At 69.6% G+C, this 14,776-nt stretch carries 12 protein-coding genes and 2 pseudogenes; 7 read left to right on the top strand and 7 right to left on the bottom strand.

Features of this window, described 5'->3' with window-relative positions; genetic code table 11:
- Positions 1-46 precede the first annotated feature (46 nt).
- Genes JYK18_RS45350 through JYK18_RS45340 form a run of 3 tightly spaced genes read right to left on the bottom strand, consistent with a single transcriptional unit; the run spans position 47 to position 3,113 of the window.
- Complete coding sequence (locus JYK18_RS45350; protein ID WP_242584607.1) at positions 47-1,315, bottom strand: ABC transporter substrate-binding protein; 1,269 nt, start codon at positions 1,313-1,315, stop codon at positions 47-49.
- A gap of 29 nt (positions 1,316-1,344) precedes the next feature.
- Entirely contained in the window at positions 1,345-2,172 is an 828-nt protein-coding gene (locus JYK18_RS45345) for a carbohydrate ABC transporter permease (RefSeq protein WP_206810484.1), read from the bottom strand.
- The gene (locus JYK18_RS45340; RefSeq protein ID WP_206810483.1) at positions 2,172-3,113 is read right to left on the bottom strand and encodes a carbohydrate ABC transporter permease; all 942 of its coding nucleotides are present in this window, start codon (positions 3,111-3,113) and stop codon (positions 2,172-2,174) included. Before JYK18_RS45340 ends, JYK18_RS45345 begins: the two co-directional genes overlap by 1 nt.
- Positions 3,114-3,808: 695 nt before the next feature.
- On the opposite strand from JYK18_RS45340, the pseudogene JYK18_RS45335 reads away from it, so the two are divergent.
- A pseudogene (locus JYK18_RS45335) lies at positions 3,809-3,943 on the top strand (IS256 family transposase); the annotation flags it as partial.
- A gap of 77 nt (positions 3,944-4,020) precedes the next feature.
- Positions 4,021-4,220: pseudogene (locus JYK18_RS47370) on the top strand (transposase); the annotation flags it as partial.
- A gap of 98 nt (positions 4,221-4,318) precedes the next feature.
- Here the strand turns inward: JYK18_RS47370 and JYK18_RS45330 are convergent.
- A complete protein-coding gene (locus JYK18_RS45330; RefSeq protein WP_206810482.1) occupies positions 4,319-4,930 on the bottom strand; it encodes a TetR/AcrR family transcriptional regulator in 612 nt (203 codons plus the stop codon).
- A 400-nt stretch (positions 4,931-5,330) separates the two neighbouring features.
- Here JYK18_RS45330 and JYK18_RS45325 point away from each other — a divergent pair, with 400 nt between their 5' ends.
- The 3 genes from JYK18_RS45325 to JYK18_RS45315 all read left to right on the top strand — a co-directional run bounded on the left by JYK18_RS45325 (position 5,331) and on the right by JYK18_RS45315 (position 8,236).
- Positions 5,331-6,236 (top strand): NADP-dependent oxidoreductase, encoded by a 906-nt coding sequence (locus tag JYK18_RS45325; protein ID WP_206810481.1) that lies wholly within the window; start codon positions 5,331-5,333, stop codon positions 6,234-6,236.
- Positions 6,237-6,287: 51 nt separating this feature from the next.
- Positions 6,288-7,010, top strand: coding sequence for an alpha/beta fold hydrolase (locus tag JYK18_RS45320; protein WP_206810479.1), 723 nt, complete (start codon positions 6,288-6,290; stop codon positions 7,008-7,010).
- An 83-nt stretch (positions 7,011-7,093) separates the two neighbouring features.
- The gene (locus tag JYK18_RS45315; RefSeq protein ID WP_206810478.1) at positions 7,094-8,236 is read left to right on the top strand and encodes a Gfo/Idh/MocA family protein; all 1,143 of its coding nucleotides are present in this window, start codon (positions 7,094-7,096) and stop codon (positions 8,234-8,236) included.
- Between the two features lie 264 nt (positions 8,237-8,500).
- Here the strand turns inward: JYK18_RS45315 and JYK18_RS45310 are convergent, their stop codons facing one another.
- Complete coding sequence (locus JYK18_RS45310) at positions 8,501-9,037, bottom strand: MarR family winged helix-turn-helix transcriptional regulator (RefSeq protein ID WP_206810477.1); 537 nt, start codon at positions 9,035-9,037, stop codon at positions 8,501-8,503.
- Positions 9,038-9,172: 135 nt separating this feature from the next.
- Between JYK18_RS45310 and JYK18_RS45305 the strand changes: the two genes are divergently transcribed.
- Both JYK18_RS45305 and JYK18_RS45300 read left to right on the top strand, forming a co-directional pair.
- On the top strand, positions 9,173-10,144 hold the full coding sequence (locus JYK18_RS45305; protein ID WP_206810476.1) for an aldo/keto reductase: 972 nt from the start codon (positions 9,173-9,175) through the stop codon (positions 10,142-10,144).
- A gap of 63 nt (positions 10,145-10,207) precedes the next feature.
- A complete protein-coding gene (locus JYK18_RS45300; protein ID WP_242584606.1) occupies positions 10,208-11,299 on the top strand; it encodes a Gfo/Idh/MocA family protein in 1,092 nt (363 codons plus the stop codon).
- Between the two features lie 287 nt (positions 11,300-11,586).
- On the opposite strand, the gene JYK18_RS45295 is transcribed toward JYK18_RS45300, so the two are convergent.
- Entirely contained in the window at positions 11,587-12,486 is a 900-nt protein-coding gene (locus JYK18_RS45295) for an LLM class flavin-dependent oxidoreductase (RefSeq protein WP_206810475.1), read from the bottom strand.
- A complete protein-coding gene (locus JYK18_RS45290) occupies positions 12,483-14,687 on the bottom strand; it encodes an LLM class flavin-dependent oxidoreductase (protein ID WP_206810474.1) in 2,205 nt (734 codons plus the stop codon). Before JYK18_RS45290 ends, JYK18_RS45295 begins: the two co-directional genes overlap by 4 nt.
- Positions 14,688-14,776 lie beyond the last annotated feature (89 nt).

Raw genomic sequence — 14,776 nt, 5'->3', positions numbered from 1 at the left:
TCCTTACCGTGCTGTCTGCTCGGGGGACGACCCCCGGCCCCCCGAACTACCGGGAGATGTTCTGCCAGCCGTCGCGAAGCTGGGCGGCCAGCCCGTTCGCGTCGATCTTCCGCGCCAGGAACTGCTGGTACGCCGGCGTCGCCACGGTGTCCTTCCACTGCGCGTACTTGTCCGCGAACACGTACGGCGCCGAGGTCAGGTGCTGCCCGGACGACAGGATGACGTCCCAGCCGTTCTTCGTGCCCACCTTCGCCGCGAGCGCCTCGCGCGCGGAGGTGGTCGGCGGGATCAGGCCGTCGGCCTCGTTGATCGCGGCCAGGTTCTCCGTGCTGGTGAAGAAGTCGATGAAGGCGGCGGCCTGCTCGACGTGCGCGGAGTCCTTGTTGACCGACAGCGTCTGCGCGCTGCTCGCCTGCGCCGGGCCCGCCGGACCGGCCAGCGGCGGCAGCACCGCCCAGTCGAACCCGGCCGGCGCGTCCTTGGCGATGTTCGCCGCCTGGTAGGAACCCTGGATGGTCATCGCCACCTGGCCGCCGTAGAACGGCGCGAGCGCCTTGGTGCCGGACTGGGTCAGGGTCACCGGCATGATCGACTTGTCCTCGTAGGCCATCGCGTCGACCAGCTTCGGCAGTGCCATCTCGCCCTCGCCGATGCTGACGTTCATCGCGTCGCCGGTGCCCTCGAAGTACTTGCCGCCGAAGCCGGGCGCCATCGCCACGAACGAGGCCGTCGGGCTGGACAACCCCCAGCCGAGGCCGAACTTGCCGTCCTTCGTGGTCGCCTTGGCGATCTCGCGCAGCTGGTCCCAGGTCATCGTCGGACCGGTCGGCGGGCTCACCCCGGCCTCGGCCAGCAGCGCCTTGTTCGCGAAGACCACATAGGACTGGACCTCGGTCGGGAAGCCGACCACCTGCCCGTCCACCGTCACCGAGTCGAGCACGCCCTTGGTCACGTCGGCGCGCTTGGCCTCGGGCAGGTACGGGGTCAGGTCGGCCACGTACCCGTCCTTGGCGAACGGCACGATGCCCGCGGCCTCGTAGTGGATGATGTCCGGCGCGCTGCCCGCGTTGAACTGGGTGACCAGCTTGTCGTAGACGCCGTCCCAGCCGGCCGGCACGATCTCCACCTGCGCGTCGGGGTGGGTGCGGTTCCACTCGTCGACGGTCTTGCGCGTCTGCTCGATCGCGCCCGGCTGGTCCGAAAGGGACTGGAAGGTCAGCTTGACCGGGCCGGAGTCGCCGCTCTCCCCGCTCCCGCAGGCGGTGAGCACCAGGCTCAGCAGGCAGGCGGCGAGCGCCGCGCGTCGCATCTTCATTGACCGACCTTTCCTCGGGGTGGACGTGCTCATCCCTTCACCGCCCCGGCCATCAGCCCGCCGGTGAGGCGGCGGCGCAGCAGGGTGAAGAAGACGATGCTGGGGATGGCGGCGAGCACCGCGCCCGCGGCCAGCGGCCCGAGCGAGACCTTGCCCTCACCGCCGATGAACATGTTCAGCGTGATCGGCAGCGTGTAGTTCTCCGGCGACTGCAGCAGGACCAGCGCGAAGAAGAACTCGTTCCACGAGGAGACGAAGCTGAACATCGCCGTGGCCACCACGCCGGGGGCGAGCAGCGGGAAGACGATGGTGCGCAGGACCCGCAGCCTGCTCGCACCGTCCATCGCCCCGGCTTCCTCCAGTTCCACCGGGATCGCCGCGACGTAGCCCTGCAGCATCCAGAGCGCGAACGGCAGGGTGTAGGTGGTGTGCACCAGGGTGAGCCCGACCAGGCTGTCGGTCAGGCCCAGGGACCGGAGGATGAGGAACAGCGGCAGGATGATCAGCACCACCGGGAACACCTGGCTGACCAGGATCCAGCCGATGCCCGCCATCCGCACCTTGCCCTTGAGCCGGGCCAGCACGTACGACGCGGGCAGCGCGATCAGGATGACGAGAACGGTGGAAGCCAGCGCCACCACCAGGCTGTTGCCCGAGGAACGGATCAGCCCCTGCCGGTCCAGGGCTTCCGGGTAGTTCTGCCAGTGCCACTGCTCCGGCAGCAGGCTCACGGTCAGCGAGTTCAGCTCGCCCGAAGACTTCACCGAGGCCGAAATGAGCCACAGCAACGGGAAGCCGAGGAACAGGATGTAGCAGGCCAGCGCCAGGTACTGGGCGGGCCGGACGAGTGCGCGCATCACCGTCCCCCTTCCGCGCGGTCGTCACGGAACTGGGCACGCAGGTAGACGGCCAGGATGAGGACGATCAGCACCACCAGCACCACGCCCATCGCCGCGGCCTGGCCGATTTCGCGGTTCTTGAAGGCTTCGAGGTAGACGAAGAGCACCGGCACCATCGTCTTGCCGCCGGGGCCGCCCGCGGTGAGCACGTAGACCAGCGAGAACGAGTTGAAGTTCCAGATGAAGTTCAGCGAGGTGATCGAGGTGACGATCGGGCGCAGGCTCGGCCAGGTCACCGCGGTGAACCGGCGCCAGGCACTGGCCCCGTCCACGGCGGCGGCCTCGTGCAGTTCGGCGGGGATCTGCTGCAGCCCGGCCAGCAGCGTCACCGTGGTCTGGGGCATGCCCACCCAGACGCCGACCACGATCACCGCGGGCAGCGCGGTGGCGAAGTCGCCGAGCCAGTTGATGTCGTCGGGCAGGCCGACCTCGCCGAGGAAGGCGTTCAGCGGGCCGCCGTTGGCCGAGTAGATCATCTGCCACATGATCGCCACGACGACCGGCGGCATCGCCCACGGCACGAGGGCGAGCACGCGGGTCAGGCCTTCGAGCTTGAGGCCGGAGTTGAGCAGCAGCGCCAGTCCCATGGAGGCGGCCAGCTGGAGCACGGTGACCCCGACCGTCCAGATGAGACCGATGCGCAGGGAGTCCCAGAACAGGTCGTTGCCGACGAGCTTGCCGAAGTTGTCGAGCCCGGTGAAGGCGTAGTCGGGGTTGCGGACCAGCCGGGCGTCGGTGAACGCCAGCGCTATCCCGATCACCAGCGGGGCCACGCTGAGCACGAGGATCGGAATCAGCGACGGCATCACCAGGGCGGCCGCCTCCCGGCGGCGGGCGCGCACCATGGGGGTGGACGCCACAGCCTTGCGGCGACGGGGTCGCACCGTGGGGGTCGCCATCAGGCACCCCCTGCTTCGCGCCCGTCCCCGGACCGCTGCGCCCCCGGCGCGGCGCGGGTTGACGTCATCGTCACTCCACTTCGGGAAGATCTCCGGCTTGGAAACGTTTCCAAGCCCAGGTGCGGGCCGCTGGAAACGTTTCCAATGTGAGGTAGCGGGAATACTTCCACCCAGATGGCGGTAAGTCAACAAGCTCGCGCAGGCTAAACAGTGTTCTACCGCGACAGGCCGCCGCGGCGGCCCAGCCACCCCGGACACTTCAACGACCCCACTCTTCCAGACCGTTCGAAAGCCGCTCGTCAAGCTCGCGACCCGTCGCCCGAGGTCGATCTCGTCATGCCTGGTCAGAGCCCGCTTGGCTGCATCGCGCCCTGACCTTCGATGTCCCAGTAATGTCCGAGACGCGTCCTAAAAGGACGGTTCTGGACCACCTGGCGGCGGCTTCGGTTCGGCCAACCCTCCCGCAGGAGACCGAGACGGCGAACCGCAGCCGCGATCTTCGGCTCGAGTGGGTGCCGCCACCACCGGTCCGCGGCCCCTGTCGGGATCGATGAACGCCACGTCCGCCAGGATCGACTTCTCAACCTTCACCCCGAACCCCCTCGCCGGCCTCCCGCCCGCGGGCAGTGGCGGCGACAACGGCAGAACCAACCGCCGTCAACCGGGCCGCACCCTCGGCAGCCATCGATATCGTGTGCCGGTATCTTGTGACCCGCAGCCTGGACCCGACCAGGACAGGCCGCGCCCGATGGACGATGCGCTGGAAGCCAGTGCTCAACGCGTTCGCTATCACGTTCGGTGGCCGCTGGCCGGGATCCGAAACCTACTGATCAACAACGCCGAAACACCGGCCACGGGACAGCCCCAGGACAACCCGGCCCGGTTAGCGGAAAGGACCAGCGCCGCACGCAAGGCCGATCTCCCTCACGTGCACTCCTTTGCCCGAGGCATCGACCAGGACATCGACGCCACCACCGCCGCGATCACCCTCGCCCACCACAACGGACGCACCGAAGGCGTCAACACCAAGACGAAGCTGCTCAAGCGGCAGATGTACGGAAGAGCCGGCATCGCTCTCTCCTGCGCCACCGCATCCTCCTCGGTTGACCACCCCGGAAGTGCACCAGAGCCGATCACGGGATAGATCCCCGAGTTACGTGACATCCCTTGAGGCATCGATGAAGACGATCGCGGAGTTCGCTGTCTCAGTCGTGGGACCAGGACACCGCGTTCATCGCCACATCAGCGACCCGGCGCAGTTCCGCCTCGCTCTTGCCCGTCGCCGCTTGAACGGCGATGCCGTACGCGACCGTCGTGATGAAGGTCGCCAGCGTGCGCGGATCCTCGGTCTCCGGCAGATCACCCTCGGACCGCGCACGCAGAAATCGGGACTCAAGGCGCGCAGCGGCATCCTGGCGCCAGTCGACGAGGACCTTCTGGGCAGTGAGCCCGTTGTCGCCGGCGGACAGCGCGGCCTGGACGCCAAGGCATCCGTGGGGTGCCTCGCGACTCGTGCTGGCAGCGGCCGCGCCGCGAAGAATGGACTCGGCGACTTCGCGTGCGGTCGGCTCGGACAGTGCACGGGTTCCGTAGGAGGCTGGGCCTTCGGTGTACAGCTCGACCACTCGGCGGAACAGCTCGTCCTTGTTCCCGAACGCCGCATACATGCTGCTGCGGGTGATGCCCATCGCGTCGGTCAGGTCCGTCAGGCTCGCCCCTTCGTATCCTTTGGCCCAGAACACTCTCATGGCTTGTTCGAGGGCGTGGTCGGGGTCGAACCCGCGGGGCCGCCCCATCGTGGTCTGCGATACGGGCATGGCAGTCATTATGCCCCCTTACGGATCGGGCAGTCCAGATAGCGCGAAGGGGCAGGCGTTCAAGCCGCCGTCGATGGTGAGCACAGCTCCGGTGATGAGGCGGGCGGGGAGTTCGACGCCGCACAGGCTGCTCCGGCCGAGGCGATGAGCGCGCTGTACAACCCCGCGCAGCGCGATGTCATGACGCGGGCGATCGAGCTCGCGCGGGCCGAGGACGGCGCGAACACCCAGGCCTGACGCCCCGGGCCGTGACGCCCGCCCGCGCGGTTGAGAGCTTGCGAATAGATCTCCGCCTGTGTACGTTACTTATGTACTGATCAGTCCCGAAGTAACGCACTGGGCCTCCGGACGTGACCTCGCCGCAGCGGAGTGCCGCCGGCTCGATAGGAGAAGGATCATCATGAAAGCCGCCGTCATCACCTCGTTCGGCGAGCCCTCCGTGTTGCGGGTCACGGAGGCTCCGCGACCGGTGCCGGGTCCGGGTCAGGTACTGGCGCGGGTGCACGCCGCCGGGGTGAACCCGGCGGAGATCCAGGCACGCGCCGGAGCGTTCGGCCTGCGTGCTCCCGCCATCATCGGATTCGAGTTCGCCGGCGTCGTCGAGGCGGTTGGCCCGGGCGTCGACGAGGGCGTGGTCGGTGACCGCGTCGCCGGGTGGCCGGACTCCGCCACCCAGGGCTCCTACGCCGAGTACACGGTCAGCAGCAACTTCGCGACGATCCCCGACGGCGTTTCCTTCGAGGAGGCCGCGGCTACTGTCATCGGCGCCGACAACGCGGCGAGGGCGCTCGGGCTTCTGAACCTTCGCCCGGGTGACACGCTCGTGGTCGCCGGCGCGAGCGGCGCTCTGGGCGGCGCCGCCGTGCAGTTCGCGCGACAGCGCGGTGTGACGGTGATCGGCGTCGCCGGGACTGCCAACGCCGACTTCGTCAAGAGTCTCGGTGCGATCCCCGTCGCCCACGGCCCGGGCCTGGTCGACCGCATCCGCGCCGCCGCTCCCGACGGTATCGATGCCGCGCTCGACACCGTCGGCAAGGGACTCCTGCCCGGCCTCGTCGATCTTCTCGGCGGCCCGGACCGGATCGTGACGCTCGCCGACCGCGATGCCGCACGATACGGCGTCGCATTCAGCCCGGGAGGCAGCGGGAACCGCGACCGCGGCCCGGTCCAGGAAGCCCTGAACCTGATCGCCGCCGGTGCGTGGACCGCACGCATCGGCCGGAGCTTCCCGCTCGACGAGGCCGCGGACGCCCATCGCCTCGTCGCCACGGGCCACACCCACGGCAAAGTCATCCTTCTTCCCTGACTCGGCCGACCGGCCATTCCAGCACGACAACAATCAATTGGAGAATCCGAAATGCCTGCAGTCCTCGTCCATGGTGTGCCTGATACCCACCGGATCTGGGAAACTCTCCGCTCCCATCTTCAACGCGAAGATATTGTCACGATCGATCTCCCCGGATTTGGCGCACCCCTGCCGGCGGGATTCACGTCGACGAAAGAAGAGTATCTCGATTGGCTTATCAAGAAGATCGAAGAAATCGGCGAACCCGTCGACCTGGTCGGTCATGATTGGGGGTCTCTGCTGACGGGCCGCATCGCGTCCATCCGGCCAGATCTGGTGCGGACGTGGACAGGCATCAGCGGGCCGATCGATCCGGAGTATCCGTGGCACTACCTTGCCAAGATCTGGCAAACGCCAGGCGAGGGCGAGCAGTGGATGGCAGACCTCGATCTCGAGGAGTTCGCGGCAAGTCTCAACGAGGCGCAGATGCCGCTCGACGCGGCAAACGAATCGGTCCGGCATATCGATGCCACCATGAGGGCAAGCATTCTCACCCTTTACCGTTCGGCGATCGAGGTCGGGGCGGAGTGGAAGCCGGGTTTGAGCAACGTGACCGCGCCAGCGCTGGTGATCTGGGGCCTGGACGATCCGTTTCTCCCGCACCGCTTCGCCGACGAGCTCGGTAATGCCACCCGCGCACGTGCCGTCTTCAAGCTGCGCAGCTCGCACTGGCCGATGCTGGAGCGTCCGGCCGATGTCGCGCGCGAACTCGAGGCCCACTGGGCTCACAAGTAAAACCTGCGCATTTGTCCGGAAACGCATCATCGTGACCCGGCCCGGAGAGCGTTGCCGGGGCCGCACAGGGCAGGAGCATCCTGATGACGAATTCAGCAAATAGCCGGATCGGCGTCGGCCTTGTCGGGGCCAGTGCCGATCGGGGTTGGGGTGGAATTGCCCACGTCCCGGCGCTGCAGGCGCTCGACGCGTTCCAGATCCGCGCCGTCAGCACGACTCGTATGGAGAGCGCGAACGCGACCGCTCGTCGGCTGGGCGCCGATCTCGCCTTCGACACACATGAGGCTCTGGTCGTGCGGCCGGAGGTCGACCTGGTGGTGGTTGCGGTCAAGGTGCCGGAGCACAAGCGGATTGTTTCCGACGCGCTGGCCGCGGGCAAGATGGTTTATTGCGAATGGCCGCTCGCAAGAAACCTGCCGGAGGCCGAAGCGCTGGAGGGGTTTGCCCGCGAGCGGCGGCTGTGGACGGTTGTCGGGTTGCAGGGCGGCCTGCACCCGCCGATCCTCTTCCTTCGCGACCTCATCGCGCAAGGCGTGATCGGCAAGCCGCTCAGCACGAGCATCCGAGCGCATTTGGCCGACGAAATGTGGGTCGGCCGATATGACCCGCCGGTCGAGTACATGGCTCAGGCAAAGAATGGCGCCACGCTTCTGAGCATCATGCTCGGTCACGGGCTCGAACCGCTTGCGCGCGTGCTCGGCACGTTCGAGAGTCTGTCCGCCGTCGTCGCCAATCAGCGCGGTGACGGCGTCCGCCTCTCCGATGGCGCGTCGCTGCCGAAGGACGCGCCGGATGAGATCGTCGTCTCCGGCGTTCTCGAAGGCGGGATCGTCACTTCGCTGCACTACAGTGCCGGGCAGTCCGCCGGCCCGGCGACGGTGTGGGAGATCCAGGGCACCGAGGGTGGTGTGCGGGTGGAATCGGCGTCGGGCTACCTCCATTTCACCGATTTCACCATCACGCTGCGCCGCGGCAGCGAGCCTGTCCAAGTGCTACCGGTTCCCCCCGCCTATGCAGGTCCCGACCGGCAACTCGACGCACCCGCAGCGGGGGTCGCCCGCCTCTACGCCCAGTTCGCCGCCGACCTCCGCGACGGAACCGCCGATGCGCCGGATTTCACGGTCGCACTCGATCGCCACCGGGTGCTCGAGGCGATCACACGGGCCGCTGAAACAGGTCATCGGCAGCATCTGGCCCGCCCCGACCGAATGAACTCCACACTTTGAACCCGGCAGAGGCGGTGCCCGTCGACTACGGCGACGGGTTGCCCGACCGGCCGCGGACGGCCGCACCGTCCGGAGTGGACCGTGTGCCCGACGCCGCGGGCACGGACGAGACCATCGCGAACGTTTGCGGAGGAACCCAGCTTCCGGGACCTTCCGCGGTGACCTCAACAGCCGGAGGCTGATGCGGATCGAGGACGTCCGGGGTAATGGCGGACCGACTCCGGGGTCGACGTTTCGTCCGGGGAGGCCACCGTCGAGCCCCTGTCACGTTTGCGCGCGCTTGATGGCGGCATCGACCGCGGTGCCGATCCGGCGCAGTGCTGTCAGCTCGTGCGGCTCGAGTTCGTCGATCAGGTACTCCCGGACGGCCGCGACATGCCCTGGCGCCGCCGCCGCCACGACCTCGTAGCCCGCCTCTGTCAGTATGGCGTTGGTCCGCCTGCCCGGGCCGGGGATCCGGGCTCGGGTGAGCAGTTCACGCTTCTCCAGCCGCCCGACAACGTGCGACAGCCGTGACAGCGATGCCGCCGTCCGCGCGGCGAGTTCGCTCATCTGCAGCGTGTGCTCCGGCTGCTCGGACAGCACCGAAAGCACCATGTACTCGAAAAAGGTCAGCTGGGCCTCGCGCTGCATCCGCGCGTCCAGTGCGGCGGGCAGGCTGATCATGATCGCGGAGTTGGCCAGCCATGCCGCCCGCTCGTCGCCGTTCAGCCATCGCGTGCCGACCGGCACCTCGGGTGCCGCGTCCTTGCTCGGCACCCGGCGGCGTGGTCCGTCCGTGCCCGCTGCGGTGTTCGCCATGACGCCATCCTAACCGGGCTTGTTGACGGGTCAAGTTCGATCGGGTAGAACTTGAAGCGTCAAGTTCAAGGGCCGGCGTAGCCACTCAGGCGACCGACGCCGCACCTGCCCATCGATTCGTGAAAGGACCATCGGATGCACCGCACCTCGCTGGGAGGACTGGAGGTCTCGCGGATCGGCCTCGGGGCGATGGGGATGTCGGCGTTCTACACCGGCGCGGGCCGGGACGACGCCGAGTCGATCCGCACCATCCGGCGAGCCCTGGACCTCGGTGTCACCCATCTGGACACCGCCGAGGTGTACGGGCCCTACGTCAACGAGGAACTGGTGGGCCGGGCGATCCGGGGCCGCCGGGACGAGGTTGTCGTCGCCACCAAGTTCGGCCTCGTCTCCCACACCGGCCGGCCGGGTCCGGACAGCACGCCCACGAACGTGCGCGCGGCGGTCGACGGATCGCTGTCGCGGCTCGGAATCGACCACATCGACCTGTACTACCAGCATCGGGTGGACCCCGGCACGCCGATCGAGGAGACGGTGGGAGCGTTGAGCGAGCTGGTGTCCGCGGGCAAGATCGTCCACATCGGACTGTCCGAGGCGGCGGCGGCCACGATCCGCAGGGCGCACGCCGTTCATCCGGTGGCCGCGGTCCAGACCGAGTACTCACTGTGGACCCGCGACCCCGAGGCGGAGGTGCTGCCCACGCTGCGAGAGCTGGGCATCGGCCTGGTGCCCTACTCGCCGCTGGGGCACGGCTTCCTCACCGGCGACATCCGCACCCTGGACGGCTTGGACGCCACCGACTGGCGTCGCACCAATCCCCGGTTCACCGGCGACAACCTCGCTCGCAACCTGCGCATCGTCGACGAGGTCCGCGCGGTCGCCGCCGACGTCGATGCCACGCCCGCGCAGGTCGCGCTGGCCTGGCTGCTCGCGCAGGGGGACGGCATCGCGCCCATTCCGGGCACCAGGCGGGCCGACCGGCTCGAGGAGAACAGCGCCGCCGACCGGATCCGGCTCGGCACCGCACAGCTCTCCCGGCTGAACGAACTGCCACCGGCCTCCGGCGAACGTCATGCCGAGCCCGACCTGGCCGCCATCGACCAGTAACCAGCCCAAAAGGTACGGAATGGCCGTACCTCTCTCGAACATCGACGAAGGGAACCGGACATCATGTCAAGCAAGGCGATTCGGGTCGGCATCATCGGCGCGGACACGAAGGCGAGCTGGGCGGGGGCATCGCACATCCCCGCGCTGGCGGCACAGCCGGCGTTCCAGCTGGCGGGCGTGGCGACACGGAGAGAGGAGAGTGCCCGCGCCGCCGCCGAGGCGTTCGGGGCCGAGCGCTGGTTCGCCGATCCGTTCGAGCTCATCCGCGATCCGTCGATCGATCTTGTCACCGTGGCCGTCAAGGTCCCCGCGCACCGCGAGCTGGTGCTGGCGGCCCTGGCGGCGAACAAGGCCGTGTACTCGGAGTCTCCGCTGGGCGCGTCCGTTGAGGAGACCGAAGAGATGGCCGCCGCGGCCGGTTCGCTGCACACGGCGATCGGCCTGCAGGGACGGCTGAACCCGTCGGTCCGCCGCGCGGCGGAGATCATCGCGCAGGGCAGGCTCGGGCGGCTGCTCTCGGCCCGGGTCGTCGCGACCACGTTCGGCAACGGTCCCGAGTCGGTGAGCACGTACGAGTACTTCGACAAGGCGGCGTCGGGCGCGAGCTTCCTGACCATCGCGGCGGGCCACGTCCTGGACCTTGTCGAAGCGGTGCTCGGCGACATCACCGAGATCGACGCGCGCACGGAACTCCTCTGGCCCGAGGTGAAACTCGCCGACACCGGCGCGGTCTCCGTCCGGGAAGTCCCGGATCACCTCGACGCCATTGCCAAGACCTCGTCGGGCGCGCCGGTCGGAGTGCAGATCCTGGCAGGCGTTCCCGCACCCGAGGCTCGGTTCAGTCTCGAGGTTCGCGGTTCGGACGGCTGGCTGACGCTGACTGGCAATCACCCCGCGGGCGCGCAGGTCGGCGATCTCACGCTGGCCTCGAGTGTGGACTTCACCCCGCCGGACACCCCGGTCGCCACCGGTACCGGCCCGACCGCGGCCGAGATCTGGACCGGTGCGTCGATCAACGTGGGCGAGGTGTACGCCAGCCTGGCGCGTGACATCGCGAACGGGACGTACCACGCCCCGGGCTTCGACCGCGCCGTCCACAACAGCCGACTGATCGCCCGCGTCGAACAGGCCTCGCGCACCGGCCTGCGCCAGTAGGGAACCCGGCCACTGCCGATAGGGCGACCGATCCGCGAGCACCGGCCGCCGACGTAGGTTCGGACACGCTGGAGGGCCGTGGCGCCCACATCCCCGACCCGGGAGTCTCGACCGGGTCGGGGCCGCCGTCGTGAGGGCGGTGCAAGCCGTGCGCGTCCTCGCACGGGGCGTACTGCGACGTGGACGTGGCGGAGCAGGGCGGACTTGCCGATCCCCGGCTCACCCCACAGCACGAGCGCGCCGCCGGTCCCTGCCCGCGCAGATGGCGGCTCCCAGGTCTGACAGCGTCACGCCGTGCGTTCGGACTGGACGAGCTCGCGGGCTCGCGGCGCGACCTCGTGTCCGAAGAGATCGAGTTCGGCGGGCTCGTCCGAGGCGAGGATGAACCCGGACACGCCGTACCGCAGTGCGAGGTCGGCGAGCTGCTCGGCCCAGTCGGCGGTGGTGCCCTGCAACAGGCCGCCACCGCCGGTGGTGAATCGGCCGCTCAGGTTGAGCAGGCGGCGGACCGCCGCGGGTTCGCGGCCCGCGGCCGAGGCGGCTTCGTCGATCTGCTCGTTCATCGCGTCGAGTGATGCGGGACCCTCGGGCAGATAACCGAGTGACGGCAGCCAGCCGTCGGCGATCCGGCCGGTCAGCCGGAGCATGCGCGGCTTGTAGGCACCGAGGTGGATCGGGATCCGGTGGGCCGGCGCGGGCCCGCGCTTGGCGCCGGTCACGGCGTAGAACTCGCCGTCGACCTTGAGCGGACCCGCCTCGTCGGTGGCCCACAGCCCACGGATCACGGCGACCGCCTCCTCCAGGGCCTGCACGGCCTGGCCCGGAGTGAGCCTGCGGCCGCCCATCGCGGCGATGCCGTCCCAGAACGCGCCCGCGCCGAGGCCCAGTTCGACCCGCCCACCGGTGAGCCGGTCCAGGCTCGCGGCGGCGCGGGCCAGCACGGCGGGCGAGCGCAGCGGAAGGCTCAGCACGTTGCCGCTGACCCGGATCCGCTCGGTGCGCGCCGCGACGTACGACATCAGCGTCCAGGTGTCCTGGAACGCCGACTGGTACGGGTGGTCCTGGAAGCTGACGAGATCGAGCCCGGCCCGCTCCGAGGCCAGTGCCAGCTCGACCGGCGCCTGGGGCGGGCGGGCGGCGGGCGTGACGAAGCTGCCGAACCACAGGTCGTGGCCGTAGTCGGTCATTTCTCGCTTCCTCCGGGATCGTTCGTGGCGGGAGTGAGCGCGAAGTTGTCGTCGAACACTCCCTCCGGGTCGTACTGGGACTTGAGCTCACGCAGCCGCGAGAGAGTCGCCGGTGGCCACGCCTCGGCGAGGCGTTCGGGCCGGAGACCGGACTCGAAGCTGAGGTAGAGGCCGTCGAGGAAGGGACGCAGCAGCTCCCAGGCCGCGTCGACCACCTCGTCGTCACCGCCCATCACCACGAGCGAGAAGTTCGCGTCGCGGTGGGCGTAGGCGGTGGCGTCCGCGGCAACGTCGGCGACGGCCCCGCCGACCGCGCGGAGCTGGAACCAGCCGATCGCGCCGCTGCGCAGCACCCGGGCGGCGGCCGCGGCGAACTCCGGGGTCACGTGCCGGAGCAGGCCGCTGCGCGAAACCGGCTCACCCCGGGACACCGGCGCGTCGTCACTCGCGTTGTCCATCACCGCCGCGTAGGACGAGATGGTGACGTCCTGGGCGTACATCGGGGAAATCGCGGCCAGCGGTTCCAGCCGGGCGAGCACGGTCTCGCGGTCGGCGGAATGCACCATGGTGTGGCTCAGCGCCACCGCCGGTCGCCCGCCCCGCGGCGGCGGCAGGATCACGAAGCTGGTGAGGTCCCGCGGCGACTGCTCGACCACCTGGCCCCACTCGACGAGGTAGCGCTCGACGTCGCTCGCGTCCTGGGTGAGCTGGGCGAAGGCGACCGGACCGACCTCGTCGACCTCGAACTCGAACGCGGTGACGATCCCGAAGTTCGCGCCCGCGCCCCGCACCGCCCAGAACAGGTCCGCGTTCTCCGTGTCGTCGGCCCGCACAGCGGAGCCGTCCGCGAGCACCATCTCCACGGCCCGCAGGTGGTCGATCGTCAGGCCGTGCTCGCGCGCGAGATAACCGATGCCACCTGCGGTGGCGAGGCCGCCGACCCCGACGCCGCCGTAGTCGCCCGAACTCAACGCCCAGCCGTACGGTTCCAGCGCGGCCGCCACCTCGCCCCAGCGTGCGCCCGGACCGATGCGCACCCGGCGCGTCCGCTCATCGAGGACCTCGATCGCGTTCATCAGCGACACGTCGATGACGATCCCGCCGTCGTTCGTGGAGCGTCCCGAGACCCCGTGCCCGGCGCTGCGGCGGGACAGGGGAACGCCGGGATGCCGACGGGCGTACGCCAGCGCCCGCACCACCTGCTCGTTCGTCGCGGCCCGCAGGACGATCCCCGGCGCGCCTCCGCGCAGGTAACCGGAGCGCAGCCGCGCGTAAGCCAGGTCCCCCGGCTCGACGACCTCGGCCATCTCCGCCGGAACACCCTCGTAGTCGATCCCCGGACGGCGCCTGGCGAGTACGGCCGCACGGCGAATCCGCGCACTCGACCAACCGTGGGGCAGCGCCGCGTCCACGGCGTCCCGCAGCGCGGGGGCGACGTCGTTCGCGAACTGCGCCGCGACGTCCTCGGAGTCGGTGTCGAGCACGACCGTGCCCACTCCGTGGTCGAGCACGAGAGGCAACAGGTCGTTCACCCAGTCCGCGGCGGTTCCGGTGAACCTCTCCGTACGCTCGCCGAAGCCACCTCGGATCGTGACCCGCCTGCGGATCTCGCGCGGGTCGCGACCTGCTTCTCCCGCGGCCTCGTCGACCACGCGGTTGCCCTCCGCCAGCGCGGCGACGTCGGCGACCGTCGACCACTCGTCGCCCAGCTGACCCACCAGCCGCAGCACGTGCCGATCGCCGTGCACGGCGATCGGCACGTCGTGCGCGGGTGCGGCCTTCTGCGCGCCGGCGAGCCGGTGGACGCGGCCCGTGAACCGGCCGAGGCCGCGGTCGAGGACGTTCCACAGCTCGCGGACGACGGCGATCGTGTCGCCGAGTGCTTCCTCGGAATCCGCGTGGAGAGCCAGTTCGACCCGGCCCCCGGTGAGGTGGTCCAGACTCGCGACGGCCCTGGCGAGCACCGCCGGATGCGCGGGCGGCGGCGACTCCACCACCAGTCCGAGCGAGCCCGTCGACGCCGCGATCCACGACGACACGGTCCCCGGCTCGAGATCGGCGCCGGCGGTTCCCGCCGGGACGACGAGCAGGTCCAGTCCCCACCGCTCGGCCAGGGCCACCCTCTTGATCAGGTGACCGGGTTCGCGATCGGCGCCGGTGTCCAGGCGCAGCCCGAACCGCAGCCGGTGTCCGTAGTTCACCGCGCGTCGGGACCGGCGGTGCGTGCGTTCATGCCACCAGGCTGCCCGAAGCCGACCACGGGCGACAAACGGGGCATTACCAGGTCACC

This window comes from Amycolatopsis sp. 195334CR (assembly GCF_017309385.1).
Taxonomy (GTDB): domain Bacteria; phylum Actinomycetota; class Actinomycetes; order Mycobacteriales; family Pseudonocardiaceae; genus Amycolatopsis.
Note: the sequence above shows the minus strand (reverse complement) of the source record. Positions and strands in the feature narration are given on the sequence as shown.

Excerpts from the sequence above, each read along its gene's own strand:
- JYK18_RS45350 (WP_242584607.1), bottom strand. The coding sequence starts at position 1,315 with ATGAAGATGCGACGCGCGGCGCTCGCCGCCTGCCTGCTGAGCCTGGTG.
- JYK18_RS45345 (WP_206810484.1), bottom strand. The coding sequence starts at position 2,172 with ATGCGCGCACTCGTCCGGCCCGCCCAGTACCTGGCGCTGGCCTGCTAC.
- JYK18_RS45340 (WP_206810483.1), bottom strand. The coding sequence starts at position 3,113 with ATGGCGACCCCCACGGTGCGACCCCGTCGCCGCAAGGCTGTGGCGTCC.
- JYK18_RS45330 (WP_206810482.1), bottom strand. The coding sequence starts at position 4,930 with ATGCCCGTATCGCAGACCACGATGGGGCGGCCCCGCGGGTTCGACCCC.
- JYK18_RS45325 (WP_206810481.1), top strand. The coding sequence starts at position 5,331 with ATGAAAGCCGCCGTCATCACCTCGTTCGGCGAGCCCTCCGTGTTGCGG.
- JYK18_RS45320 (WP_206810479.1), top strand. The coding sequence starts at position 6,288 with ATGCCTGCAGTCCTCGTCCATGGTGTGCCTGATACCCACCGGATCTGG.
- JYK18_RS45315 (WP_206810478.1), top strand. The coding sequence starts at position 7,094 with ATGACGAATTCAGCAAATAGCCGGATCGGCGTCGGCCTTGTCGGGGCC.
- JYK18_RS45310 (WP_206810477.1), bottom strand. The coding sequence starts at position 9,037 with ATGGCGAACACCGCAGCGGGCACGGACGGACCACGCCGCCGGGTGCCG.
- JYK18_RS45305 (WP_206810476.1), top strand. The coding sequence starts at position 9,173 with ATGCACCGCACCTCGCTGGGAGGACTGGAGGTCTCGCGGATCGGCCTC.
- JYK18_RS45300 (WP_242584606.1), top strand. The coding sequence starts at position 10,208 with ATGTCAAGCAAGGCGATTCGGGTCGGCATCATCGGCGCGGACACGAAG.
- JYK18_RS45295 (WP_206810475.1), bottom strand. The coding sequence starts at position 12,486 with ATGACCGACTACGGCCACGACCTGTGGTTCGGCAGCTTCGTCACGCCC.